This window comes from Roseibium sp. (genome assembly GCF_050301095.1).
In the GTDB taxonomy this organism is placed as follows: Bacteria; Pseudomonadota; Alphaproteobacteria; order Rhizobiales; family Stappiaceae; genus Roseibium.
The window spans coordinates 1-24,565 of sequence record NZ_JBNKYW010000067.1; the positions used below are offsets into that span (position 1 = coordinate 1).

At 60.5% G+C, this 24,565-nt stretch carries 17 protein-coding genes; 9 read left to right on the forward strand and 8 right to left on the reverse strand.

The features are described from left to right. From ACQY7U_RS06290 to ACQY7U_RS06310, 5 genes are all read right to left on the reverse strand, one after another. Window positions 1-907, reverse strand: a 907-nt coding sequence (locus ACQY7U_RS06290; RefSeq protein ID WP_428642934.1) for an amidase, incomplete at its 3' end; no start/stop codon positions are given. A 3-nt stretch (window positions 908-910) separates the two neighbouring features. Next, complete coding sequence (locus ACQY7U_RS06295) at window positions 911-2,218, reverse strand: TRAP transporter large permease (protein ID WP_428642935.1); 1,308 nt, start codon at window positions 2,216-2,218, stop codon at window positions 911-913. Between the two features lie 53 nt (window positions 2,219-2,271). Then, on the reverse strand, window positions 2,272-2,826 hold the full coding sequence (locus ACQY7U_RS06300; RefSeq protein WP_428642937.1) for a TRAP transporter small permease subunit: 555 nt from the start codon (window positions 2,824-2,826) through the stop codon (window positions 2,272-2,274). 57 nt (window positions 2,827-2,883) lie between these two features. Continuing rightward, a complete protein-coding gene (locus tag ACQY7U_RS06305) occupies window positions 2,884-3,915 on the reverse strand; it encodes a TRAP transporter substrate-binding protein (protein WP_428642938.1) in 1,032 nt (343 codons plus the stop codon). 85 nt (window positions 3,916-4,000) lie between these two features. Continuing rightward, window positions 4,001-4,732 (reverse strand): maleate cis-trans isomerase family protein, encoded by a 732-nt coding sequence (locus ACQY7U_RS06310; RefSeq protein ID WP_428642940.1) that lies wholly within the window; start codon window positions 4,730-4,732, stop codon window positions 4,001-4,003. A 348-nt stretch (window positions 4,733-5,080) separates the two neighbouring features. Between ACQY7U_RS06310 and ACQY7U_RS06315 the strand changes: the two genes are divergently transcribed. The 8 genes from ACQY7U_RS06315 (at window position 5,081) to ACQY7U_RS06350 (ending at window position 17,567) form a co-directional block, all read left to right on the forward strand. Continuing rightward, window positions 5,081-6,385 (forward strand): ABC transporter substrate-binding protein, encoded by a 1,305-nt coding sequence (locus ACQY7U_RS06315; protein WP_428642941.1) that lies wholly within the window; start codon window positions 5,081-5,083, stop codon window positions 6,383-6,385. Continuing rightward, complete coding sequence (locus ACQY7U_RS06320) at window positions 6,378-8,423, forward strand: ATP-binding protein (protein WP_428642942.1); 2,046 nt, start codon at window positions 6,378-6,380, stop codon at window positions 8,421-8,423. The genes ACQY7U_RS06315 and ACQY7U_RS06320 overlap by 8 nt, the downstream gene beginning before the upstream one ends. Beyond that, on the forward strand, window positions 8,407-9,744 hold the full coding sequence (locus tag ACQY7U_RS06325) for a sigma-54-dependent transcriptional regulator (RefSeq protein ID WP_428642943.1): 1,338 nt from the start codon (window positions 8,407-8,409) through the stop codon (window positions 9,742-9,744). The genes ACQY7U_RS06320 and ACQY7U_RS06325 overlap by 17 nt, the downstream gene beginning before the upstream one ends. 143 nt (window positions 9,745-9,887) lie before the next feature. Next, entirely contained in the window at window positions 9,888-11,210 is a 1,323-nt protein-coding gene (locus ACQY7U_RS06330; RefSeq protein WP_428642944.1) for an ABC transporter substrate-binding protein, read from the forward strand. 168 nt (window positions 11,211-11,378) lie between these two features. Next, window positions 11,379-13,043, forward strand: coding sequence for an ABC transporter permease (locus tag ACQY7U_RS06335; RefSeq protein WP_428642955.1), 1,665 nt, complete (start codon window positions 11,379-11,381; stop codon window positions 13,041-13,043). A 28-nt stretch (window positions 13,044-13,071) separates the two neighbouring features. Continuing rightward, window positions 13,072-14,130 carry an ABC transporter ATP-binding protein gene (locus tag ACQY7U_RS06340; RefSeq protein ID WP_428642945.1) on the forward strand — a complete coding sequence of 353 codons (1,059 nt, stop codon included), beginning with the start codon at window positions 13,072-13,074 and terminating at the stop codon, window positions 14,128-14,130. Between the two features lie 312 nt (window positions 14,131-14,442). After that, window positions 14,443-16,881, forward strand: coding sequence for a methyl-accepting chemotaxis protein (locus tag ACQY7U_RS06345; protein WP_428642947.1), 2,439 nt, complete (start codon window positions 14,443-14,445; stop codon window positions 16,879-16,881). Between the two features lie 107 nt (window positions 16,882-16,988). Next, window positions 16,989-17,567: a histidine phosphatase family protein gene (locus ACQY7U_RS06350; RefSeq protein WP_428642948.1), complete on the forward strand. Its 579-nt coding sequence runs from the start codon at window positions 16,989-16,991 to the stop codon at window positions 17,565-17,567. Window positions 17,568-17,632: 65 nt separating this feature from the next. On the opposite strand, the gene ACQY7U_RS06355 is transcribed toward ACQY7U_RS06350, so the two are convergent. From ACQY7U_RS06355 to ACQY7U_RS06365, 3 genes are all read right to left on the reverse strand, one after another. Continuing rightward, complete coding sequence (locus ACQY7U_RS06355; protein WP_428642950.1) at window positions 17,633-18,349, reverse strand: FadR/GntR family transcriptional regulator; 717 nt, start codon at window positions 18,347-18,349, stop codon at window positions 17,633-17,635. A 166-nt stretch (window positions 18,350-18,515) separates the two neighbouring features. After that, window positions 18,516-19,430, reverse strand: coding sequence for a response regulator (locus ACQY7U_RS06360; RefSeq protein ID WP_428642952.1), 915 nt, complete (start codon window positions 19,428-19,430; stop codon window positions 18,516-18,518). Further along, window positions 19,420-22,809, reverse strand: coding sequence for a hybrid sensor histidine kinase/response regulator (locus tag ACQY7U_RS06365; RefSeq protein ID WP_428642953.1), 3,390 nt, complete (start codon window positions 22,807-22,809; stop codon window positions 19,420-19,422). The genes ACQY7U_RS06360 and ACQY7U_RS06365 overlap by 11 nt, the downstream gene beginning before the upstream one ends. A gap of 307 nt (window positions 22,810-23,116) precedes the next feature. Between ACQY7U_RS06365 and urtA the strand changes: the two genes are divergently transcribed. Then, window positions 23,117-24,403, forward strand: a complete 1,287-nt coding sequence (gene urtA / locus ACQY7U_RS06370; RefSeq protein WP_428642954.1) for an urea ABC transporter substrate-binding protein — start codon at window positions 23,117-23,119, stop codon at window positions 24,401-24,403. The last annotated feature ends 162 nt before the right edge of the window (window positions 24,404-24,565 follow it).

Below are 24,565 nucleotides of genomic sequence, written 5' to 3' on the forward strand. Positions count from 1 at the left end.
GGTTGATCGGGTCCAGGTCCAGCGGCAGCGGACCTGGAGTGACTTCATGTCCAAGCGACGACAGCAAGTCCGCAGCCGCCCGGGCAGAAGCCCGGATTTCCGCGTCGCAGGGATTGTCCCCGAACTGTTCGACATAAAGAACCTTCAGCCCGTCTCCTGCCGTGTCGGCAGGTCCGGCCGCGCGTGAGCGTGGGTCCAACCGGTCAGGACCCGCCAGAACATCGAAGATCAGCCGCAAGTCGCCTGCCGTGCGGGTCAGCGGACCGACCACTTCGAAGTCGAGCAGAACCTGCGGCAGGCCGCCGTCACGCGGTATGGCCCCGATGGTCGGCTTCAGTCCGTAGAGGCCGGTGTATCCGGCAGGGCGCCGGATGGAGCCGCCACCGTCTGTACCGAGGGCCGCCGTGGCCAGACCTGCGGCAACCGCGGCCACCGCGCCGCCCGAAGATCCCCCGGGCGTCAGTTGCGGGTTCCATGGGTTGCCCGTGACACCGAACTTCCGGTTGGCGGTGTAGCCTTCGACGGCAAACTCGGGACAATTGGTCTTGCCGACCAGAATAGCGCCGGCGTTGCGCAGACGCCGGACCGGCAATTCGTCGGTTTCCCGGACAGCCGTGAACACGTCACTTCCCCAGGTCGCGGGCAGTCCGCGCATCACGAGATTGTCCTTCAGGGCAATCGGAACCCCATCCAGGGGAGAGAGCTGCGCACCGCGCTTGAGCCGCGCCGCGCTCTCTTCCGCCTGCGCCGACAGATCCGGCGCCAAGGCGACATAGGCGTTGAGGCCGGGGTTGAGCTTCTCGATCCGGCTTAGAAGCTGATCGACGACTTCGACCGGATTGGTCTTGCCCGCACGATAGGCGCGGCTCAACTCCGAGGCGCCGAGACGCCAGGTTTCACCTGTCATGGCTCAGTGTCCCATCATCGAGTTCGGCAACCACAGCACCAGTTCCGGCATTGCGATCAGAAGAAGGGTGAACAGGATCATGATCAGGGCGTAGGGGATCGCGCCGTAGACCACGTCACGGAACGGCCCGCCGTCCTTGCGCACGCCCTGCACCACGTAGAGGTTCATCCCCACGGGCGGCGTGATCATTCCGAGCTCGCACATCAGCACGATGAAGATGCCGAACCAGATCGGATCGATACCGACTGCGGTCACGATCGGCAGGGCCACCGGAATGGTCAGCACCTGCATCGACAAGACGTCCATGAACATGCCCAGGAACAGGTAGAAGACGATCAGGGCCATCAGAAGGGCCGCCGGCGAGAGGCCGAAGGAGGCCACCCAGGACGTCATCGTCTGGGCGATCCCGCCAAGGGCCAGAGTGACGTTCAGCATGAAGGCCGCCGTGATGATCAGCAGGATCATGCCGGTTGTCTTGGCGGTCTGCCGGAAACAGTGATCGAAGAACTCGAGGCTCAGCTTGCCCTCCCGCCATGCAAAGGCGAGCGCGGTGACGACGCCAAGAGCGGCGGATTCCGTCGGCGTGGCAATACCGAAGTAGATCGATCCCATGACGATGGAGAAAATCACCGCCGGAGGCACAAGATGCACCAGGGAGGCGATGCGCTCGGACAGCGGCGCCTTGTGCTCGGCATGGCCGTTCCCGCCCGGAAAAATCTTCGATTCAATCGCGATATAGAGCATGAAGACGAGGGTCAGCGCGATGCCGGGAACAATTCCGGCGATGAACAGCCGTCCGATCGATTCATTGGCTAGCGAGCCGTAGATCAGCAGGTTGACGCTCGGGGGGATCAGAATGCCGAGCGTGCCGCCTGCGGCCAGAGACCCCAGCGCCTGACGGGCGCCGTAGCCCCGGCTCTTGAGGGCCGGCAGCGCCACGGTGCCGACAGTCGCGGCCGTTGCCACCGACGACCCGGAAGTCGCGGCGAACAGGGAGCAACAGCCAATATTGGTGTGCAGAAGACCACCGGGCAACCGCCCGAGCCAGAGCGCCAGCGTGCCGTACATGCGGTCGGCGATGCCGCTGCGCAGCAACAGCTCGCCGAGCAGGATGAACAGCGGTATCGCCGTCAGAATGTTTTCGTTCTGAACACCCCAGATCACCGGCCCCATGGAGTTCAACAAGGGCCACCCGTAAAGCAGGACCCCTCCGATCACGCCCAGGACCACCATGATGACCGCTATGGGGAAGCTCAAGAGCAGCAGGCCCATCATGCTGAAGAAGCCGACAAATACCGATCCGATTCCCATTATTATCCCTTTCCCGGATTGTCTGCCGCCGTGCATTGCTCCGGCGGTTGCCGTCAGCGGCGTTCGAGGTCGCTCATCTCCTCCTCGAGCTCCTCAATGGCTCCCTTTGGATGGAAAGCTTCCGACACCTTGTCGAGGCGGCCTGTCAGCACCAGTCCGGTCGCCTTGCCGGCAAGCCAGATTGCCGAGATCGCGAACAGACCAAGCGCGCCATACCAGGCGGCCTGCGGATAGATGAGCGGTGTTGCCCAGGGTGTCGGCGCGGTGCTGCCGTAGCTGAGCGTGTCCAGAATGACGATGCGTCCGACATAGAGAATGAAAAGCCCGAAGAGCGCGATCGAGACAATCGAGATCCAGTCCATGACGGCCTGCAAGCGTGCCGGAAAGCGGGCGTGCAGCACATCGATCCGGATATGCGCGCGATCGACCAGTGCCACCGCGAAGGCCAGGCTCGAGCCGACCGCAAGCACATATCCGCCGAGTTCGTCTGCGCCCTCGAAGGAGAAATTGAACAGTTTGCGAGCCAATGTTTCGATGGACACGAAGGCCGAAAGCGCGACCAGCGCAATGCCGAACAGGCGGCTGGCCAGCTGTGCGAGGTATTCCATTTGGGGGTTCCTTTCCCGCCGGGTCGGAAGGCGGCTGTGCCGCCTTCCGTAGTCCGGTCAGTTGGCAATGCCCAAGGCGGTCTTCCAGTCGGCCGAGCAGGTGGCGTTCTGCGCATCGCAGACCTCGGCCCAGGCCGGGAAGGAAACCTCGCTCACGGCGTTACCGATGATCGTCCGGTCGGCATCGCTGATCGGAACCATCTTCAGGTCATATTTCTTGACCGTTTTGCAGGGCTCCTCACCGACATTGCAGCGCACGGCATCGTCGAACAGCTCCTCGGAGTATTCCCAGATCTCGTCGACCAGTGAATCGAATGCTGCCTCGAGCTTCTGCTGGTCTTCCGGTGTCATGGAATTGTAGGTATCGAGGTTGATTCCGTACCCGTTCAGCGCCAGCTGGAAGGCGACCGGCAACATGTAATTCGTGACCTCGGGCCAGCCTGCGGAGTTGGCCGAGCTCGGTCCGGTAATGGCACAGTCCACCACGCCTCGGGCCAGGGACTGATGTACGTCCGGGAAGCCGATCGGCACCGGTGTTCCGCCGACGGAAGAGACGAAGTTGGCCAGGTTCTGGTCATAGACCCGCACCTTTTTGCCCTTCAGGTCGCCGAGCTGGCCGATTTCCGGCTTGCAGAAGAGGACTTGCGGACCGAAGGGCCAGACGCCCAGCAGCTTGGTGTTGAATTTTGCCTGAAGCTGCTTGTCGACGACGCTCTCGAAGGCGGCAACCGTCTTGCGGCCGGTTTCATAGTCCGGGTTCAGACCGACCAGATCGAGACCGAGTATGGTCGGCTCGTCCCTGGAAACTTGCGACATGCGCAGGGAAACGATATCGAACAGCTTGGACTTCAGGATCCGCAGTTCTTCGGTGTCCTTGATGCCGGTGACGTCCAGCGGCTTGTAATCCGTCTTGGCATCGATCCCGCTGCGTTCCGCGAAGTTCTCGAAAAACGGCTGTTCGACGTTTTTCTGAATGAGCCCGGTGGCCACCGGCTGGCCGAGAACCTTCAGATTGTAGGTCTCCGCCATGGCGCCACCCGCGCCGAACATGAAGGCCACGGCCGTGACCAAATGGAAGGCTTTTCTCATCATCATCTCCTGGTTGTGATGTTGGAAAGAGTTGTTGACCGGCCGCTTCTTTGTCGGCCTTAAGGGGGCCCGGAACAGGAGGGCGTCAGTCGCCGCCCTCCTGGAACAGGCGACCCCATCCCTTGACCTGGCGCGGGTCGAACCCGCCCAGTTTCATGCTGTGCCAGATCGTGAAGGACACGCTGTCGAGCACCGGGATCCCGAGCGTGCGCTCAAGCTGCGGCGCGATCCGCGTGCCGTTGAAGTTCGTGCATTGAATGGCGATGGCATCCGGTTTTGATCCCGCGGTGGCGCGCACCATTTCGGCAATTGTTTCCTCGCTGTATTCGGCGAAGGAGTAGTTGCCCTTGTCTTCCAGATGACGCTCGGCGGTGCAGTCGTAGCCCGCTTCCTTGAAGTTGCGCAGGATCGCTTCCTGGACTTCCGAAAGATAGGGCGTGACCAGCCCGTAGCGGCGCACGTTCAGGGCTTCGAAGGCCGCAAAAAGGGCAAGGGTCGACGTCGTGGCGGGCACACCGGTGCGTTCGGTGATCAGCCGGCAGAGCTCCTTGTCATTGTCCGTGCCGATCCAGCTTCCCGAGGTGCCGCTCCAGGCGATCACGTCCACCTTGGCGTCGGCCAGCAAGTCGGCGGCGGCCAGTTGCGGCTCGAACTTGAACTGCCCGAGCGCGTTGTCGCTCATGGAAATTTCTGTCACCCGGAAACGGCCGAAGTGCACCGAAACGTTCTCAAGATCAGCCACGACCGCAGCCGACTGCGGCTCCATGATGGTGTTGGATGAGGGTGTCAAAAGACCCAGCTTGAATTGCGCCGTCATGAGGCCTCCTTTCAGGTTCCGTATGGTGACCAGAAGAGTACCCAGCCGGAATATAATATCAAATAAATAATTTTTTTTGTTATAATAGATTGTTTTTTAATCATTTTTTGATTGCTTATGACTAACTCATGAGCAAATTTGTCATCCGATGCCCAAATTCCGGTCATCGGATTGCCAGAACCTGCGACGCTCGAGACATTCAGAAAACGAGTCGATATTGACGGACACTTGCCGGTCCGCCAGCCGTCCCTTCCCGGGAGCGCGGGCAGTGCGCCTGATGAGAGCACAATGTTTTGCGGTGGTTTTCGGACTTCTGATATAAGGTTCGCCCAAATGAGGCGGAACTGGATGTCAGGCTCGACAGGATTACGGAAAATACCGGCTTATCTTGCGGTGGTTTTCATCGCTTTGCTGACGGCGCTTGCTTCCCGCGACGCTGCAACGGCGCGAGACCTGCGTGTTCTGACGTCTTTTCCCGATTACTTCACCAAGCCTTTTGTCGAGGACTTCTCGAAAAAATACCCCGCGATCAATGTCACGATTCTGAACAAGAACACGGTTGCCTCCGTAAAGGAGATCCTCCTGGACAATCCGCGTGGCTTCGACCTGTTCTGGTCATCGTCTCCGGAGGCGTTCTCGCTTCTGGAGAAGTCGGGCAAGCTGGGCCCGCGTACCAGCGGCGGAACGGATGGAGCCACCTATGCCGATTTTGCCCTGTCCGGTGTCGGCTGGTGCTGGCTGGAGAGTTTTGACGGACGGCCTCCGGCGACCTGGAACGATCTGCTCGACCGGCGCTTTCAGGACAAGGTGGCGATGTCGCATCCCGCGCGTTCGGGCTCCACGCACATGCTGCTTGAGGTCATTCTTCAGGACCGGGGCTGGGACCGGGGCTGGCAATACATTCTGGAACTGTCCGGCAATCTCAAGACCATCACGGCCCGCAGTTTCAGTGTGATAGAGGGGCTGAAGCGCGGCCGCTTCGACGTCGGCCTCTCCATCGATTTTCTTGCCCTGACCGAAGCCGGAGACGGGGTGCGGTTCCGTTACGGCCAGCCGGTCATGATGGCCCCTGCCCGGATCGCGGTCCTGAAGGAGGGTCCGGCCCAGGAGGAGGCCCGCCTCTTCATCGACCACCTGCTCGGCAAACCCTCCCAGGAATTGCTGACCCGCTCGGACATCAGGCGCATCCCCGTGGACGCTGCCGTGCGCGAAAGGTCATTGGACCTCCTTCCCCGGGAAGTCCAGGCTGCCCTGAAATTCAGCTGGTCGACCTATGATCCCGACCTCGCCGAAACCCGTTATCTGGCCGTCAACGACCTGTTCGACATTTTCATCACCAGAAACCTTGTGCAGCGCAGGAACCTGCTGCGCCGGTTGGACCAGCTCAGCCGGGAGGTTCCTTCCGACCTTGTTCCCACACTGATAAAGATCAAGAAGAAACTCAATCAGCTGCCAGTCTCGGAGATCGATGCGGTCCGCTCTGAACAGGCAAGAAAGGTTCAGTCAGACGGCGGGACCACCGTGTCGGGAGCGGCAAAGGAATGGAGCCCGGCGACCTGGCGCCTTGCTGCCAAGGAGCAACTGGCGGACGTCGACCGGTTGCTGTCCGAACTCGAGGAAAACGTGCGCAACGCCGTGAGCCTGCATGACTAGGGGAACCGGCCGCTGGCACGGCACGATCTGGCTCCGGTTGCTGCTGTCCATCCTGACGATCGCGGCGTTCACCTGGGTCATTCTGGCAATCGGGGTTGTCTTCTTCACCCAGGCTCGCAGCGACTTCAGGGAAATCACTGAAAAAAGCATTCCCGAGATTGCCCTGGCCTCGGAACTCTCCGAATACGGCACCAGGCTTGCGGTCATCGCGACGGAAATCGCCGCGCAGACGCAAAAGCGCGATCACAAGAGCATGCAGGAAGACGTCGAGGCCGCCAGCCGGGGCATTTCGACTCTTCTGAACACGAACCTCCTGGCCGATACCCGCAACACGGAACAGATAATCGAGGCGAAGGAGAACCTGAGCGCGAAGCTGCAATCCTTCCTGCAGAAATCGCGCAATCTGCAAAGCAACAACAAGACCCTGGAACGATATCAGGTGGAACTTCGGTGGCTGCAGATCGACATCCAGACCGAAGTTGCCGCGCGCCTGCAGGACCTGTCCTTCAACATCGACAGCCTGTCTTCGAAAATGGTTCGCTCGCAATCGCGTGCCGACCGTGTCGCTGCCGCCGCGATCATGCGTCAGGAAACCCGGCTGCGCGAACAGATGCAGACCATTGGCGCGAGCAGCGCCACGGCCATCACGTTCCTGCTGCAGGCGCTCTTTGTGGACACCGCCGAAAAACTCGGTCAGCTGGAGGAGCTGAATTTCGACGCTCTCGACAACCTCCAGCTGATGCTCGCTGAAGTTCCTCAAAAGGCGGATACCGAAACACTCCTGTCATCGCTGGAGCAGCTGCAGTCCTTCGCCCATGACGATCCGGGTGTCTTTGCCGGTTCGCGTGACCGGATCGTGCTTCAGCAGCAGGCGCTCACCGATCTGAGCGCTGCCCAGGCGGCGGTCGCAGACCTCCAGGCTGCCCTGGTGGAACTGGGCAGGGAACGGCGCGTCGCGGCGCTAAGCTTTGCCAACCAGGCCGCAGAAAGACTGCGCATCGCTTCCTTGCTTCTGGCCGTTGCAACGGTCATTTGCGGCGTCATCTGTGCCGGTATCCTTTTGTTCTACGTCCGCAACCAGATCGTTGCCCGGCTGCACCGGCTGGCGGAAGCCCTCATCGAAATCGCGCAAGGAAATCTGTCGACCCCCATCCCGACACGGGGCAATGACGAGATCGCCCGCATGGGGGCGGCGACGGAAATCTTCAGGTCGTCGGTGGTGGAACTGAACAAGACGCACGAGAGCCTGCAAAAGGAGATAGAGGAGCGGCGGCGCGCCTACGACAAGCTGAAACTGACACAGCGCGAACTTGTGCAGGCCGGCAAGCTGGCGGCTCTCGGCCAGATGTCGGCGGGCATCAGCCACGAGCTGAACCAGCCGCTCGCCGCCATGAAACACCACCTGCACAACCTCCGCCTGCTGCTTGCCAAGGGCAAGAGCGATGCTGTCGAAACAAAGGTGGAAGTCGTCGAGAACCTTGCCGACCGCATGTCCCGCGTCATCAAGCATTTGAACGGCATCGCCCGCCGGTCGGATTATGCCGTAAAGGACATTGCCCTCACGCAGGCCCTCGAACCGGTCGTATCGCTGTTCGAAAGGCGCCTGGAAACGAGTTCGGTCCGTCTGTCCGTCACCGATGACGCCAAGGCCCTTGCCGTGCTTGCCGATCCGGTGCTGCTGGAACAGGTTCTGATCAACGTGATCGGAAATGCGATCGATGCGATCGACATGAAGGAAGCCGGTGGCGGGCATATCCGGGTGGAGGCTGAGCTGTCGCAAACGGACGCGATCATCGTCATCTCCGACGACGGCATCGGACTGCAGGGGCAAGCGCCGGCCCATCTGACGGACCCCTTCGTCACCACCAAGGAAGTCGGCAAGGGCCTCGGCCTCGGCTTGACGATCTCCTTCAACATCATGCAGGACATGGGCGGGCATCTGGAACTTGCCGAAAACGACCTTGGCGGGGTCACTGTCCGCTTGAGGCTGCCTAGCGCGGCAAAGAAAAAGGTTATGGAGATTGAGCACTCGGCTTGAGACGGGCGAGATCATTCTCGTCGACGACGATGCGGATCTGCTGGAGGCAATGCAGGAAACCCTCGAGCTGGCGGGTTTCGAAGTCCGCAGCTATGCGAACGCGAATGTAATCGCGGACCGGATCGAACCGAACTGGAACGGGATCGTCATCAGCGATATCCGGATGCCGGGACGCACCGGCCTGGAATTTCTGCGCCTGATCCAGCAGAACGCCCCGCAGGTGCCCTTCATCGTCATCACGGCCCACAGCGACGTCAAGACCGCAATCCAGGCGATGAAGAACAACGCCTATGATTTCATCGAGAAGCCGACCGAACCGCAGCACCTGATCGACACGGCGCGCCGGGCTTTGGAAAAGCGCAGGCTGCAGCTTGAGAACCTGGCCCTGCGCCGGAAGGTCCAGCGGATCCGGGATCCCCAGAAGCGGCTCATCGGCGGGTCGCAGGTCATGGAGGACCTGCGCGGAACGATCACACGCATCGGCCCGCTGAACGTCGATGTCCTTCTGCACGGGGAAACCGGCACCGGCAAGGACCTGACCGCCCGATGCCTGCACGAACTCTCCGCCCGGGCAGCCGGTCCGCTCGTCACGATCAACTGCGGCGCGGTGACGGAGACGGACATCGACCGTGAGCTGTTCGGTTTTGAAACCGAAAACGGCACCTTTCCGGGACGGATCGAACGGGCTCATGGCGGAACCATTTACCTGGATGAGCTCGATTCCATGCCCAATGCCCTTCAGACCCGCTTTTTGCGCGTGCTGGAGGAACGCAAGATCACCAGGCTTGGCGGCGGTGATCCCGTTGCCGTCGATATACGTGTCATCGCCGGCGTCAAGACCAATCCGGCGGACCTGGTGCAGGACGGCCGCCTCAGGAGCGATCTTTATCACCGGATGAATGTCGCGGGTCTCGCGCTGCCTCCTGTCCGGGACCGCGGGGAAGACGTGATCGACCTGATGGAACACTTCCTGGAAATTGCGGCGGAAAACCACGGCCTGCCGCGCCCGAAACTGTCATCGCGCCAACGCAAGCAGTTGCTCACCTACGACTGGCCGGGCAACGTCAGGGAAATCCGCAACATCGCGGCAAGACTTGTCATCGGGCTCGACACGGATTTGAAAGTCGGTACGGGTGCAGTTGCCGATACTGCCCAGGGCTACGACGCAGCAATGTCCGCGTTCGAAACCCGGTTGCTGCAAAACGCCCTGCTGCAGACGGGGGGCCGGAAGGCGGAGGCCGCGGACCTTCTCGGAATCCCGCGCAAGCGACTCTACCTGCGGCTCCGGAGTTGCGGGCTTGCCGACGAAGACGGGTCATAATTGACACTGCCGCGTGTCACTTTTGACCCGAAAAATACAATAAATTCAATAATTTGACCGATATTTTTAGCTGATGATAGCGTTTTCTCCGCTGAATGGGCAAGGGCTCGAACCTTGCCTCAAAGTGGAGGAGACATATTCAGATGAGGAAATTACTGAGCCTGACGGCACTTGGACTCTTGATGTCGGCAAGCACGCTTCATGCCGCCGAAAAGGTCACGGTCGTCACATCCTTTCCGAAGGAACTGACCGACGCATTCGAAGCCGCTTTTGCGGCCTCCAATCTTGATTATGAACTGGAGATCCTGAGCAAGGGAACCTCGGCGGCGGTCAAATATATTCAGGAAACCGCCGGCAACAACACTTCGGACATCATGTGGGCGTCGGCCCCGGATGCCTTTGAAGTCCTGAAAGGCAATAACCTCCTGGCCAAGGTCGACATCACGTCCGACGGCATTCCGGAAAAGATCGGCACCTATCCCATCAACGATCCGGACGGTTACTACTACGGCTTTGCCGCCTCCGGTTACGGCATCATGTGGAATACCCGCTACCTGCAGGCAAACGAGCTGGAGCCGGCCAGGGAATGGTCAGATCTCGCCAAGCCGGAATACTTCGGTCATGTGGGCATGTCCGCACCGTCGCGCTCCGGGACGACCCACCTTACCGTCGAAACCCTGTTGCAGGGCGCCGGCTGGGAAAAGGGCTGGTCCGACTGGAAGTGGATCTCCGGCAACATGAACACGGTCACGGAGCGCAGCTTCGGCGTTCCGGACGGGGTCAACTCCGGTAATTTCGGCCTGGGTGTGGTCATCGATTTCTTCGGCTTTTCCTCCCGCGCATCCGGTTTCCCGGTCGAGTTTGCCTATCCGTCCGTGACCGCGGTCGTTCCGGCCAACATCGGCGTCGTTGCGAACGCTCCGAACCCGGAAGGGGCAAAAGCCTTCATCGAATTCGTGCTGTCGCCGGAAGGGCAGCAGGTTCTCTTCAATCCGGCGATCATGCGTCTGCCTGTCAATCCGGAGGCCTATGCAAACGCGCCTGAAGGCATCCCCAATCCGTTTGAAGGTGATGACGTCAAGGCATCGGTCAACTTCGACGCCGACAAGTCGAAGCAGCGCTACAACGTGGTCAATTCCCTGTTCGATGTGATGGTTACCTATCGCCTCAACGAACTCCAGGATGCCGTCCGCGCTGTTCAGCTGGCCGAGATTGCGCAGGCAGGCAAGGACAATGCAGAAGCCAAATCCCTTCTGAAGGAAGCCAGGGCCCTCATCGAAGCCACTCCGATCACCGAGGCGCAAAGCCTTGATCCGGACTTTGCCGGGATCTTCCAGAAGAAGCGCAAGAAGGCGTCCGACGTGATCGAGGGACGCCAGGCGGAAATCGAGCAGCAATGGGACGCAATCGTCGTCGAAAACTACGCCAAGGCCAAGGAACTGGCCGACAAGGCAGCTGCTCTCTAACGACAACAATAAATTCCGCCAACTCGCCGCACCGGGCACCGGTGCCCAGTGACCCTGTGTCCTGGTGCGGCAGCCTTTTCCCGGAGTCCATCAAAAATGACTGTGAGCAACGCAGCGACAGCGCCGCAACGGCAATGGCGCCTTTTCCCGGAGTTGTCCGGTACCGCCATGGTCGGTGTCGTCATCGCCCTGTTTCTACTGGGGTTCCTGATACTGCCTGTTCTGAAGGTGACCTATGTCGCATTTCAGGACCCGAACACCGGCGCCTTGACGCTTCAGAACTTCGGCGATTTCTTCAGGTCGTCGCTGTTTCGCAGTTCCTTCGTGAACTCGTTCTACGTTTCCGCCATGTCGGTCGTCGTGGCCACCTTCCTGGCCCTGCCGCTTGCCTATATCACCACCCGGTTCAATTTCGGCGGCAGCGCGCTGATCCAGAGCATCGGCGTCATTCCGCTGATCATGCCGCCCTTCGTCGGCGCGATTGCGATGCAACTGCTTTTCGGTCGCAACGGCACCGTCAACCTGCTTCTCAACCAGTATCTCGGGTTCAAGATCCCCTTCATGGAAGGCCTGAACGGCGTTATCTTCGTGCAGTCCCTGCATTATTTCCCGTTCATCCTGATCAACCTGTCGGCGGCCCTTCGCAACATCGACAAGTCGATGGAGGAATCGGCGCAAAACCTCGGATGCAACGGGTTGCGGCTGTTCCGGCGGATCGTCTTTCCGCTGGCAATGCCGGGCTATATTGCAGGTGCGGCGCTGGTCTTCATCAAGGTCTTCGACGACCTGGGAACGCCACTGCTGCTCAACGTCAACAACATGCTGGCACCGCAGGCCTATCTGCGTATCTCGTCCGTCGGCATCAGCGATCCGATGGGCTACGTGATTTCCTTCATCCTGGTCGCGTTTTCCGTGTTCTCGCTCTGGGCTTCCTTCCTGTTCATGAAGGGCAAGGACTATTCCACGGTCCAAAAGGGCGGTGGCGGACTTGCGCGCAGGGACCTGGCACGCGGAGAGAAGATCCTCGCCTATGGCGTCGTCGTCTTCATCCTGCTGCTGGTCCTGTCTCCGCACTTCGGCCTGACCCTGCTGGCCTTCGGCACGATCTGGTCCTTCAGCCCGCTGCCTGACGGCTACACGCTCGCCAACTTCGCAACGGTGTTCGAGCAGTCCCTGCAATATGTGATCAACACGCTTGTCTACGCGGGCTTTGCGGCAACTTTCGACATCATTCTGGGCACGGCCATTGCCTATATCGTTCTGAGAACCGGACTGGCTGGGCGCAAGATGCTCGACTACATGGCAACGGCCGCGCTTGCGGTTCCCGGCGTCGTGCTCGGCATCGGTTACCTGCGGCTGTTCCACAGCTTCGAGGTACCGCTGGTCGGCAAGCCGCTGGCGTCCTGGTGGGTCATCATCGTGATCGCCCTGACGGTCCGGCGCCTGCCTTATGCCCTTCGAGCCTGCATGGCGGCGCTTCAGCAGGTCAGCCTGTCGCTGGAAGAAGCGGCAGAAAGCCTTGGAGCAACCAAGAGCAGGTCCATTCGCCGGATCGTTGTACCGCTGATGACCGGCGGGATCCTGGCGGGTTTCGTGACCAGCTTTGCAACGGCGGCCGTTGAGCTTTCGGCAACGATCATGCTGGTTTCCAGCAGTGAAGACTCGCCGCTTTCCTACGGCATCTACCTTTACATGCAAAGCCCGTCCGGCCGCGGCGCCGGAGCCGCGCTCGGCATTCTGGCGGTCGTGATCGTCGGCCTTGGAACCTATCTGTCGAACCGCATCATCGAAAAGGACCGTGCCCGCAAGGCAGAGGTCCGTGCCTCCCACTGAGATGACCAGTTACGAGAAAGTGTCACCCATGACTAGAAATGCAGTCGAAATACGGATCGAGGACCTGCACCTTTCCTTTGGCGCGACGGAGGTCTTGCGCGGTGTGAACATGGTGATCGAACCGGGCGAATTCTACGCCTTCCTGGGACCATCGGGCTCGGGGAAATCGACCCTGTTGCGTGCCATCGCCGGCTTCGGACCAACGCCCGGCGGGCGGATCCTGATCGGTGGCCGCGACATTGCCAAACTGCCGCCCTGGAAACGCAACGTCGGCATGGTGTTCCAGTCCTATGCACTGTGGCCGCACATGTCCGTCCGGGCAAATGTCGCCTTCGGACTGGAAGAGCGGAAGGTGCCGCGCTGGCAGATCGATGACCGCGTGGAAGCCGCGCTCGAGCTGGTCGGCTTGCAACACCTGGCCGACCGCATGCCGTCGCAATTGTCCGGCGGACAGCAGCAGCGCGTGGCACTCGCCCGCACGGTGGTCATCGAGCCGGACGTGCTTCTGCTCGATGAGCCGCTTTCCAACCTCGATGCCAGCCTGCGCATCCAGATGCGCCGCGAGTTGCTGTCGCTTCAGCGCAAGCTCGGGTTGACGACGATCTTCGTCACCCACGACCAGGAAGAGGCAAACACCACGGCGGACCGGATGGCTGTTCTCGATGGTGGTGTCATCCAGCAGATGGGCACGCCTCAGGAACTCTACGACAACCCTGCAAACCTCTTCGTCGCAAAGTTCCTGGGGACCGCCAACATCATCGACGGAACGCTGCAACGTGGAGAGACGGGCGACACCTTCACCATCAGTTCCGGCGAGGTCCTGCACCTCAAGGCCAACGGGTCGGATGGTTCCTCGATAGTCCTGCGGCCGCAGAACATCGAGATCGTCAACGGAGAAGGCGGCGCGGACCTTATTTCCGGAAAGGTCAAGCACCGCGAGTTCCTAGGCAGCCAGACCCGTTACCTCGTAGAGGCCGCGGGCAGCCAGCTCATCATCGACCAGAAACATGTCGGTGGTGTGGATTGGTACGAGCCAGGCATGGAAGTGAAAATGAGCGTCAACACGCAAAACGCGGTCTTGCTGTAAGTCCCCAGAGGTGGCCGGACACCGGCCGCCTGCTTGCAATTCCGGTCCCGGGAACACAGGGCACTTCGTAATCCGATTTCAGCCTGACGGCCGCCACCGTCGCGCTGAAAAGGAACGAATACTGCGGCGGGTTTCCGGGTCCGGGGCCCGTGAACTTCGGTTCACGGGCTATTTGTTCGCACGTTACCTGTTCAGACGGGAAGTTTTGGGGCGTCAAATGTATCAGAAAGAGCGATTGCAATTAATTTTCAATCTCTTGCCCGAACCCTCCGCCCTTTAAAGACTTCGGTAAGGCCTCCTTGCTAGCTTGCCATGAAGCACTCCTGTGGCGGCATGGAGTTCAGTGGAACACTGACACTCGACCATGGGGGAAACATGAAAGCCGCCACCAATCTGCCCATTTCCGTAAAGCTGGCCCTTTGCATGGCCGTTGCCGTCGTCCTGACCCTAGCCGTGGCCGGCGTCGGGTATTTCAGCACGTCGCAAATGGGGCACGCGATCAACACCGCACACACTACCAACGCCGCGTTGAACTCCATGTCGGAACTGAACCGGCTGAAGGCACACTTTGTCGATACCGGCGATGGCGCGGACGTCGACAAGATCCGCATCAATATCAAGCAAATCAATGCAGCTCTGGCGGAACTGGAAGGCGATGCAGGCATCCTGGGAACGGCCAAAGACAGCATGCAGTCCTTTACGTCCGCATTTGACGGTCTGGTGGTATCAGAGGGAATAATTCGGCTGGAACGCGTCGAAATGCAGTCCGCCCTCGACAATTTGGTGTCGATCGGACGTGATCTGGTGAAGGAAGCCGCTCAGCAAGAACAGGACCTTGTCACAAGATTGAGTGATCAGCGGCGGCTGGAAGAGGCGGCGAACGAACTGATGCGCATCGCAGGACAGGCAGACGTGCAAACGACCCAACTCAAACTGGATTTCGCCCATGTCATGGCGACCCCATCCCCGGATCGTTTTAAGCTCCTGACCAAGTCCTTCGGCAAACTCTATCTCCTCGCCCGCAAACTGACTCCGGAAGAAAGCGGTGGGAATGCCACAGGAAACCTGGCTGCAGGCGTGGATCAGATGCGAACGCTTCTGGCGTCCGTGCAGAAGGATTTCTCAAGGTTCGAAGCCGAAAGACCCCGGTTGTCTCAACTGCTTGACGATGTGTCGGTGTCTACTGACCTTGTGCTGACTTCCCTCACCAAGGACTTCAAGTCGGTGCGCGGACAGATGGCGGCAACCGAAGGGCTTGCGCAAACCGCAGCAGAGGAAGCGCGAACCGGCGAGGCCTTTTCAACGGAGACCCGATCACTCTCAGCATTGTTCTGGAAGTTTCTGGCGGAAAAATCCGATATCACCGGAAATCAGCTTCTTGCCAGCATCGATCGGCTGAAGCAAATGCAGCAGAAAAGCTTGTCGAAAACGCTGACGGGAGCACGGGCTGTCGCGGCGAACCAGGCAATCGATACACTTGAAAAAGCGTTTTCCGAGCTTTCAGGCGCATTGCAAGCATTTGATGACGCCATTGCCACCGCAGACGATGCAGAAGCGCGATTTGCCGAAGCGGTCGCCTCGCTGAACGCCATGATCGAGCTTGAAGCCACGAAGACCGTTCAAAGCGCTAACGTCCTGCTTCCGGGCACTTCCACACTTGCGCTGATATTTGCAGGAGTTGCTGCAACTTTCCTGTGGTTGTCTGTCGGGCGGCCCATCAAGCATCTGACAGGCATAACGCTCCAACTTGCGAACGGCGACGAGGATGTTGACATCAAGGGCCGGACCAGTGGCGACGAAGTGGGACAACTGCGCAAGGCGCTCCTCGTTTTCCGGGACAGCCTGCAGGAAAACCGCCGTCTCAGTGTGGAAAGAACGCAGAACGAACGCAGGCGGGAAGAACGGCAGCATCAGGTCGATGTCCTGATCTCCGGGTTTCAACTGGAAATGCAGGACGTTCTGAAAAGCCTTGCCGAAAACGCGGAGAAGATGCAGGAGACCGCGCGCTCCGTCTCGGACACCTCCACGGCGGCGGCCGCCAGGACCGACAATGCTGCCCAGTCTTCGGAAGGCGCTTCCGGCAACGTGCAGACCGTTGCCGCCGCCACGGAAGAAATGACGGCCTCCATCTCCGAAATCACGCGTCAGGTGGAAACGGCGACCGGGATCGTCAGCCGGGCGGCGGAAAAAGCCGGCCTGACCAGCAGCAAGATCACGGAACTTGCGGAAACGGCGCAGGGCATTGAAGGCATTGTCTCCCTGATTTCAGAAATCGCCGGTCAAACCAACCTTCTCGCCCTGAATGCCACGATCGAGGCGGCTCGTGCCGGAGAAGCCGGCAAGGGGTTCGCGGTTGTCGCTGCGGAGGTCAAGTCGCTGGCCAATCAGACGGCAAAGGCAACGGAGGAGATTGCTTCGCAGATTTCCGCAATCCAGGGATCGGCATCGGAAACGGTTGCAGCCATCGGCGAAATCGTCGAGACGATCCAGGACGTCACGAGGTGTACCAACTCCATCGCCGCCCCCGTCGAGCAGCAGGGATACGCGACGCAGGAAATCGCCCGCAATGCCGCGATGGCCTCGTCAAGCACGAAAGAGGTCGTGGAAGATATGGGGTCGCTGTCACATGCCGTTGTGGAGACCAAGAAATCGGCAGGCGCGGTTCTCGAGGCCTCCGAAGATCTGAACCGTCAGGCAACGCGCATCCAGACCACTGTGACCAGCTTCCTGGAAAAGGTGGCTGCGGCCTGAAACGGGACGCCGGACCGCAGCCCGGCGCCCCTCCCCTAACTGACAATCAAAGGACCCGCGATCAGATCGCAGGCCCCGAAAAAGCCCGGTAAACAACAGAATACAAAATGAACCATCCGAAAATTCTCTTCATGCGCCACGGTGAAACCGAATGGAACCTGGCCGGACGCGCACAGGGCCGCCTGAACTCTCCCCTGACCGCAAAAGGCCGGGCACAGGCTGAATCGCTCGGGAAAATCCTGGCGCGGCAACTCGGTTCCGCCGCCGGTTACGACCAGATGGTGAGCCCGCTCGGAAGAACTGTCGAAACCTCCAGGCACATTCAGAAGCATTTCGACTTCACCCCCGCCGAAGAGGATCTGCTCAAGGAAATCGATCTTGGAGACTTGAGCGGGCTGACCAAACCGGAGATGGTTGCGAGGTATCCGGGACATATGGCGGGAAAGCCGGACTACGACTGGTACTTCGGCGCGCCGGGTGGGGAGACCCTGCTACAAATGCGTGACCGTGCGGCCCGCTGGCTGGCAGGCCTCACCCGTCCTACCATCGCCGTTGCTCACGGGCAGATCGGAAAGGTGATCCGCGGGATATGTCTCGGACTTGACGACCATCAGATCCTGCGCCTGGGGGAGCCGCAGGGCATCGTCCATGTGCTTGAGAATGGCGCGGAGACGATCTGGCAGTAGCCGGGCTTGCCGTACGCCGCTGGCCCCCGCCATGGCTTCCCGGGAAGGACACAACAGGATACGGGTTAACGCCCCTGCTTTTCAGGCACCTTTTGCCGTTCCCGGGCATGTTGAATATGCGCTGCCATGGCGGCACGGGCGGCGGCCTTGTCCCCTGCCTCGACGGCTTGCAGGATATCGCGATGTTCGCGGGCAATCCTATCCGCATGTTCCTCACCCGAGTGCGAGATTGCAGTGTTGCTCGTCGTTTCCACGAGTCGAGAGGATATGTAACCGATCAGCGCCATCAGGTAGGCGTTGCCGCTCGCTTTGCCGAGTGCCCGGTGAAATGCCGCACCCGCTGCCAGGTATTGGCCGTCGACTTGCCCGTGCGCGGCCAGCCGCGCGTGGCTGGCGTGCAGGTTTTCCAGGTCCTCACTGCCGCGCCGTTCCGCGGCAAGTCCCGCCGCCTCGACTTCCAGAAGACCGCGCAATTCGAACAGGTCCGCAAGATTGCACGACTTGCCGAGCGAGTGGGTGTCGACCCGGAAGGTCTCACGTTCCGAAACCGGCCTTACGACTGTCCCCCTGCCCTGACGCGTCTCGATCGCGCCGTCTGAACGCAGCCTGGCAATCGCCTCACGCACAACGTTGCGGCTGACCCCGAAAGTTTCCGCAAGGCCGTGCTCGGTCGGAAGCGTGTCGCCGGGGACGAGTTCGCCATCGGCAATCTTTTGCATGATGTCGGCCGCGATCTGATCCGGCAGCAGCGTCGGGCGCCGCGTGTTCCGAAATCCTGTCATGCCACTTGCCCCTTGATTTCCCCCATCATCCGGCTGGCAGAACCGGTTTGAATTGCCGCCTCATGCGGAGGATAGCAATTTAACGTATGCATAATTCAAGATTGCCCGCTTGTCGAGCAAGGCCGCTACGCTTGCCCGCATTTGGCCCCGCCCTGCATCCAGTCAGTCAGAACGCATAGATGACTTCGGCTGCACGGACGGCGGCGGAAGCGCGGTTTTCGACACCGAGTTTGACGAAGATCTGCTCCAGGTGCTTGTTCACCGTGCGCGGCGAAAGCCCCAGGATCTCGCCGATGTCCTTGTTGGCCTTGCCCTTGGAGATCCAGATCAGGACTTCCGCTTCGCGCTGGGTCAACTCAAAGGTTTTCTGCAACGCCCCGATCTGCCCTGCCTCGTCCTCGGCAGTCACCCGGAAGAGATTTTCATCCGGTCCGACCCGGCCGAGCGGGTGCAGCTGCACGGCAAGCTCTTCAGACAAACCCAGCATGAAGCTGCGGGGTCTGCCTTCACCGATATGTTGCCCGTCCAGCCAGTCACCGAGTGCCCGCCCAAGCCGGAAAAGGCTGGTTTCCGCCGCTCCGGTCCGGGCCAGCAGGTGCTGAATCTGCGGCGTCGACCACAGGACGGTGCCTTCCTGTGTTACCGCAACCAGATGCCGGCCGGCGGCGTCCAGCGCCACGTGGGCGCTTTGCACGGAGCGGGCGTTTTTCAGGTGAACCTTGATCCTGGCCTTCAATTCGTCGACATCGATCGGCTTGGTCAGGAAGTCGACGCCGCCGGACTCCAGCGCCTTGACGATATGCTCGGTTTCCGAAAGCCCCGTCATGAAGATGACCGGAACATGCCGGAGCGCCGGATTATCCTTGATCTGCCGGCAGGTCTCGAAACCATCCAGCCCTGGCATCACCGCATCCATGAGGATCGTGTCCGGCGTTACCTTCTCACAGATCGAAAGTGCCGCCTCGCCGCTGGTCGCGACCAGCACGGCGATGCCAGTCTTTTTCAAGGCTTCCGTCACGAAGCCGAGTGTTTCCGGGCTGTCGTCGACCACCAGAACAGTATCGCGGCGTTCATCCTTCATGTGTTTCCAATCCGCTTAAAACTTCTTTGTAGGCCTTGAAGTCGAACCGCTGGAGATGACCGTTCAGGGTGTCGATCAGGGGCTTGTTCTCCGGAGCTCCCGCCAGCTCGTTCAGCTTGGCCTCAATGCCTTCGACATAGCCGATTTCAGCCAGCGAAATCAGGTCGGCAACGTGATCCGGTCCGGGAGAACGAAGCGGTTTGCTCATCTCCTTGTCCGGCTTCTGCACCGCCAGCCTTTCCGTCCACACCACGCCCGTCAGTTTCTGGATCAGATCGAGTAGCTGGCCGATGGCAAAGGGCTTTGCCAGGGTGGCGTTGTGATGTACCGGGCCGTCCGGACGCAAGGAGGTGTCGCCGATGTTGGCCGACAGCATGACGATCGGCGCCGTTTCCCCGCTGGCCCGCAGCTTCTCCGCAAGGCTCCAGCCGCTCATGCCGGGCATCAGGATGTCGACGAGGTAGAGATCCGGTTTGAGTTCCCGGACGCGCTCAAGGCAAGCAGCGCCGTTTTCCGCCTCAAGAACATTGAAACCGAGCGGGGCAAGGATGTCGCGAACCAGTCCACGATGTTCCGTATTGTCGTCGACCACCGCTATCGTCAGCCTTGGCCCGTCGTAGCCCCTTACCTGCTGTTCCAGACGGACGGTGTCCACCGGGCGATCGACCGCCGACAGCATCAGGCGCACTTCGAAGGAGGCGCCCTTGCCCGGTTCGCTGGCAAGGGCGATACCGCCGCCCATGGTTTCCGTCAGGAGTTTGGTGATCGTCAGACCGAGGCCGAGGCCCGGCATGCCCGCGCCGTTTGCGGCCTTGCTGCGGCCGAAGGGTTCGAAGATCTTCTTTTGCTCCTCCAGCGCGATCCCCGGCCCGCTGTCGGCAACCACGAAACTGGCCACCTGGGAGCCATATTTGACGGTGAGAGACACAGAGCCTTCATCAGTGAACTTGATGGCGTTCGACAGAAGGTTCACCAGGATCTGCCGAAGGCGCTTTTCGTCGGTTCTGACAAAGACCGGAAGATTGCCTGCCCGCCAATAATCAAAGCCGATGCCCTTGGCGGAGGCCTGCATGCGGAACATGTCGACGATCTGATCCAGAAACTCGTGGATGTTGATTTCGTCGGAATAGACCTGCAGCCGGCCGGCCTCGATCCGGGAGATGTCCAGCAAGCCGTCGATCAGCCCGGAGAGATGTTCCGCGCTCCGGCGGATGGTGGAGACGGCGGGCCGGCGGGCTTCCGGCAGGCTTTCGTCCCGTTCCAGGATCTGGGCATAGCCCATCACCGCATTGAGCGGCGTCCGCAGTTCATGGCTGAGACCGACGACATAGCGGCTCTTGGCAAGGTTCGCCGCTTCCGCATCCTCCTTGGCTTTCTGGAGTGCAGCATCCGTCACGCCGTGGGCGTCGATTTCCTTCTGCAGCAGCGCATTCTGGCGGGCAGACTCCTCTTCGGCGACCAGTCTCGTGTCATGGGCGAGTACCAGAAACCAGGAGGCAATGCCGGCCACGATGGCAAAGACGAAAAAGATAAGAGCGACGGTCTGGGCGATGATGCCGGTCGGATCGCCCAAGCGGCTGGCCGCCTGCGCGTAAATGATCCACAGAACAAGCCCGATGCCGGCAATGGAAAAGGCGGAGGTCAGCGCATAGCGGCCGAGCCGCGAGCTGAAATACTCAAGAACATGCCCGGGCAGCACATAACCGGCCACCGTACCGACCTGATGGACAAGCCTTGCCTTGGGTTTGCAGGAATCGTGGCAGCGGGCGTCGAGCGAGCAGCAGAGAGAACAGATCGGCGCCTGGTAGGCCGGGCAATAGGCCATGTCCTCCGGCTCGAACGGATTTTCGCAGATGGAGCAGGCAATCCTGTCCTTCGCCTGCCAGCCGAGGCGCGGCTTGCGGGCAAGGGAAAACCGCCCCTTCGTGGCAAGGGCGATGAGTGGTGCGGCGATGACGGCGACGGCCATGGCCAGGAAGGTCGCCAGCGCCGCTGCCGTTTCTCCAAAGGTACCGAAATGCGCGGCCAAGGCCAGGCCGGTTGCAAGGAACATCGCGCCCGTGCCGACCGGATTGATGTCGTAAAGATGAGCGCGCTTGAACTCGATCCCCGGCGGCGACAGGCCGAGCGGCTTGTTGATGAAGAGATCCGCAGAAATCGCCGACAACCAGGCCATGGCGATGATGGAAAAGACACCAAGCGTTTCCTCCAGCAGGCGGTAGATGCCAAGTTCCATCAGGAGCAGCGCGATGCTGACGTTGAAGACAAGCCAGACCACCCGGCCCGGATGGGAGTGGGTAAGCCTCGAGAAGAAGTTCGACCAGGCGAGCGAACCCGCATAGGCGTTCATCACGTTGATCTTGAGCTGGGCCACGACGACAAAGGCCGCCATCAGGACAAGAACCATGGTCTCGTTCGGAATCATGTAGCCGAAGGCCACCGCATACATGCGTGAGGGGTCGTCGGCGTGCTCGACCGGAACGCCGTGAGAGAGTACGAGCACGGCCAGGAAAGAACCCGCCAGCATCTTCGGTGCACCCAGGACCACCCATCCGGGCCCGGCCAGAAACAGGGCCAGCCGGTGCCGGCGGGGGGTACCATCCTGCGCAGGCAGAAACCTTAGGAAGTCGACCTGTTCGCCGATCTGGGCCATCAGGGCCAGGATAACGGCGGAAGCCGCCCCAAAGCTGATCAGGTTGACGCCCTCCCAGCCGGTGGCCGGGTCACGCGCAAGGCTCGTCAGAGGATCTATTCCGGAAAAACTCAGCCAGTTGCCGACGGCCTGCCAGTCGGTGAAGGCGATGAAGATGAAGGGCAGGATATTCAGCACGATCCAGAAGGGCTGCGTGGCGATCTGAAAGCGGCTGATCCAGGTGATGCCGTGGGTCACCAGCGGGATGACGGCAACAGCGCTGATGACATATCCGATCCAGAGAGGCACGCCGAAGGCAAACTCCAGCGCTCCCGACATGATCGAGGCTTCGATGGCAAAGAGGATGAAGGTGAAACTGGCATAGATCAGCGAGGTGATGGTGGAGCCGATATAGCCGAAGCCCGCGCCACGCGTCAGAAGGTCGATATCGACACCGTAGCGCATTGCATAGCGGCTGATCGGCAGGCCAATCAGGAGCAACACCAGGGAGCCGGCAAGAATGGCAAGAAACGCATTGGCGGTTCCATGCGAAAGCGTGATCGCGCCACCGATCGCTTCCAGCGCCAGAAAGGAGATCGCGCCGATGGCGGTCTGGGAAATGGCGCGTGAGGAAAAGCGGCGGGCGCTCTTGGCGGTGAAGCGCAGCGCATAGTCTTCCAGGGTCTGGTTGTTGACCCATTTGTTGTACCGGCGCCGGACCGGCAGGATGCGCTGACGGGCGATCATGCGCGGACCAGCTTCCCGGGCAGAAGCGCCCAAAAATCCGGCATACGCCTATTTATTCGGCAAGCCTTGCGCATCGTTCCGTATTTTTCCGCCCAATTTTCGTGTCTGCCCCTCCTTTCAGCAGGTTTCGTGCCGTTTGCGCCCATGCTGGTTCTGACGGGTGGCTCCCGGCTTACGTCAATTGACGTATGTTGCAGCGCGAAGATTTCAGCGCACGATCCTTCCCCGACAGCGGCGATCCTTCCGGCCGCAGATTACCGGCCCAGACATCGAACCGGGCCCGTGACGTCAAAAAAGGGGAACAACCATGAAAAACACGCTTTCAAAATTCGCTCTGGCCGGCCTTCTGGCCTCCACGATGATCGGTGGAGCCGCCGCCGACGAGGACACCATCAAGGTCGGTATCCTGCACTCGCTCTCCGGCACGATGGCGATTTCCGAAACGACGCTGAAAGATGCCATGCTGATGCTCATCGACGAGCAGAACAAGAAGGGTGGCCTGCTCGGCAAGAAACTCGAAGCCGTGGTTGTTGACCCGGCCTCCGACTGGCCGCTCTTTGCCGAAAAGGCCCGTGAGTTGATCGAAGTGAACAAAGTCGACGCGGTCTTCGGCTGCTGGACGTCCGTGTCCAGAAAGTCCGTCCTGCCGGTCTTCGAGGAGCTGAACTCGGTGCTCTTCTATCCGGTACAGTACGAAGGGGAAGAATCCCAGCGGAACGTCTTCTATACGGGTGCGGCTCCCAATCAGCAGGCCATTCCGGCCGTCGACTACCTGATGAACGAGGAAGGCGTCGAGCGCTGGGTCCTGGCGGGCACCGACTATGTCTATCCGCGCACGACCAACAAGATCCTGGAAGCTTATCTCAAGTCCAAGGGCGTCGCCGAAGAAGACATCATGATCAACTACACGCCGTTCGGACATTCCGACTGGCAGACGATCGTCTCCGACATCAAGGCATTCGGGTCCGCCGGCAAGAAGACCGCCGTCGTCTCCACCATCAACGGCGACGCCAATGTTCCCTTCTACAAGGAACTGGGCAACGCCGGCATCAAGGCGGAAGACATTCCGGTCGTCGCTTTCTCCGTGGGTGAGGAAGAACTCGCCGGTCTCGACACCGCTCCGCTCGTCGGCCACCTCGCCGCCTGGAACTACTTCCAGTCCGCCGACACGGATGTCAACGCCGAGTTCATCGACGCCTGGCACGCCTTCATCGGCGACGAAAACCGGGTGACCAACGACCCGATGGAAGCCCATTACATCGGCTTCAACATGTGGGTCGAGGCCGTCAAGAAAGCCGGCACCACCGATCCGGACGCGGTCATCGACTCCATCGTCGGCGTCAGCGTGCCGAACCTGACCGGCGGCATGTCCGCAATGATGCCGAACCACCACATCACCAAACCGGTATTGATCGGTGAAATCCAGGAAGACGGTCAGTTCGAGACAGTCTGGGAAACCTCCGGCCTCGTCGTGGGCGATGCCTGGTCCGACTATCTGGAAGGCTCCAAGGACCTGATCTCCGATTGGCGCGCTCCGATGTCTTGCGGCAACTTCAACGTCAAGACCGGCAAGTGCGGCGGTTCGGGCTCCTAAAGACCCAGACCTTTCGGGGAGACGGTTGCTCGTTCCGCCTCCCCGTTACCCCCGCCCCTCCCCCCTGCGGGAGGGGGCCGGGCGGCGGTTTATCCAAGTGAACCGTCACAGGCCCTTCGCGGCGAATAACCTGACATTACGAACGCGGTGGACCCATGTCCT

Coding starts and splice junctions, on each gene's coding strand:
- urtA (WP_428642954.1), top strand. CDS start 23,117: ATGAAAAACACGCTTTCAAAATTCGCTCTGGCCGGCCTTCTGGCCTCC.
- ACQY7U_RS06335 (WP_428642955.1), top strand. CDS start 11,379: ATGGTCGGTGTCGTCATCGCCCTGTTTCTACTGGGGTTCCTGATACTG.
- ACQY7U_RS06320 (WP_428642942.1), top strand. CDS start 6,378: ATGACTAGGGGAACCGGCCGCTGGCACGGCACGATCTGGCTCCGGTTG.
- ACQY7U_RS06305 (WP_428642938.1), bottom strand. CDS start 3,915: ATGAGAAAAGCCTTCCATTTGGTCACGGCCGTGGCCTTCATGTTCGGC.
- ACQY7U_RS06365 (WP_428642953.1), bottom strand. CDS start 22,809: ATGATCGCCCGTCAGCGCATCCTGCCGGTCCGGCGCCGGTACAACAAA.
- ACQY7U_RS06345 (WP_428642947.1), top strand. CDS start 14,443: ATGAAGCACTCCTGTGGCGGCATGGAGTTCAGTGGAACACTGACACTC.
- ACQY7U_RS06350 (WP_428642948.1), top strand. CDS start 16,989: ATGAACCATCCGAAAATTCTCTTCATGCGCCACGGTGAAACCGAATGG.
- ACQY7U_RS06360 (WP_428642952.1), bottom strand. CDS start 19,430: ATGAAGGATGAACGCCGCGATACTGTTCTGGTGGTCGACGACAGCCCG.
- ACQY7U_RS06295 (WP_428642935.1), bottom strand. CDS start 2,218: ATGGGAATCGGATCGGTATTTGTCGGCTTCTTCAGCATGATGGGCCTG.
- ACQY7U_RS06340 (WP_428642945.1), top strand. CDS start 13,072: ATGACTAGAAATGCAGTCGAAATACGGATCGAGGACCTGCACCTTTCC.
- ACQY7U_RS06330 (WP_428642944.1), top strand. CDS start 9,888: ATGAGGAAATTACTGAGCCTGACGGCACTTGGACTCTTGATGTCGGCA.
- ACQY7U_RS06355 (WP_428642950.1), bottom strand. CDS start 18,349: ATGACAGGATTTCGGAACACGCGGCGCCCGACGCTGCTGCCGGATCAG.
- ACQY7U_RS06310 (WP_428642940.1), bottom strand. CDS start 4,732: ATGACGGCGCAATTCAAGCTGGGTCTTTTGACACCCTCATCCAACACC.
- ACQY7U_RS06315 (WP_428642941.1), top strand. CDS start 5,081: ATGTCAGGCTCGACAGGATTACGGAAAATACCGGCTTATCTTGCGGTG.
- ACQY7U_RS06300 (WP_428642937.1), bottom strand. CDS start 2,826: ATGGAATACCTCGCACAGCTGGCCAGCCGCCTGTTCGGCATTGCGCTG.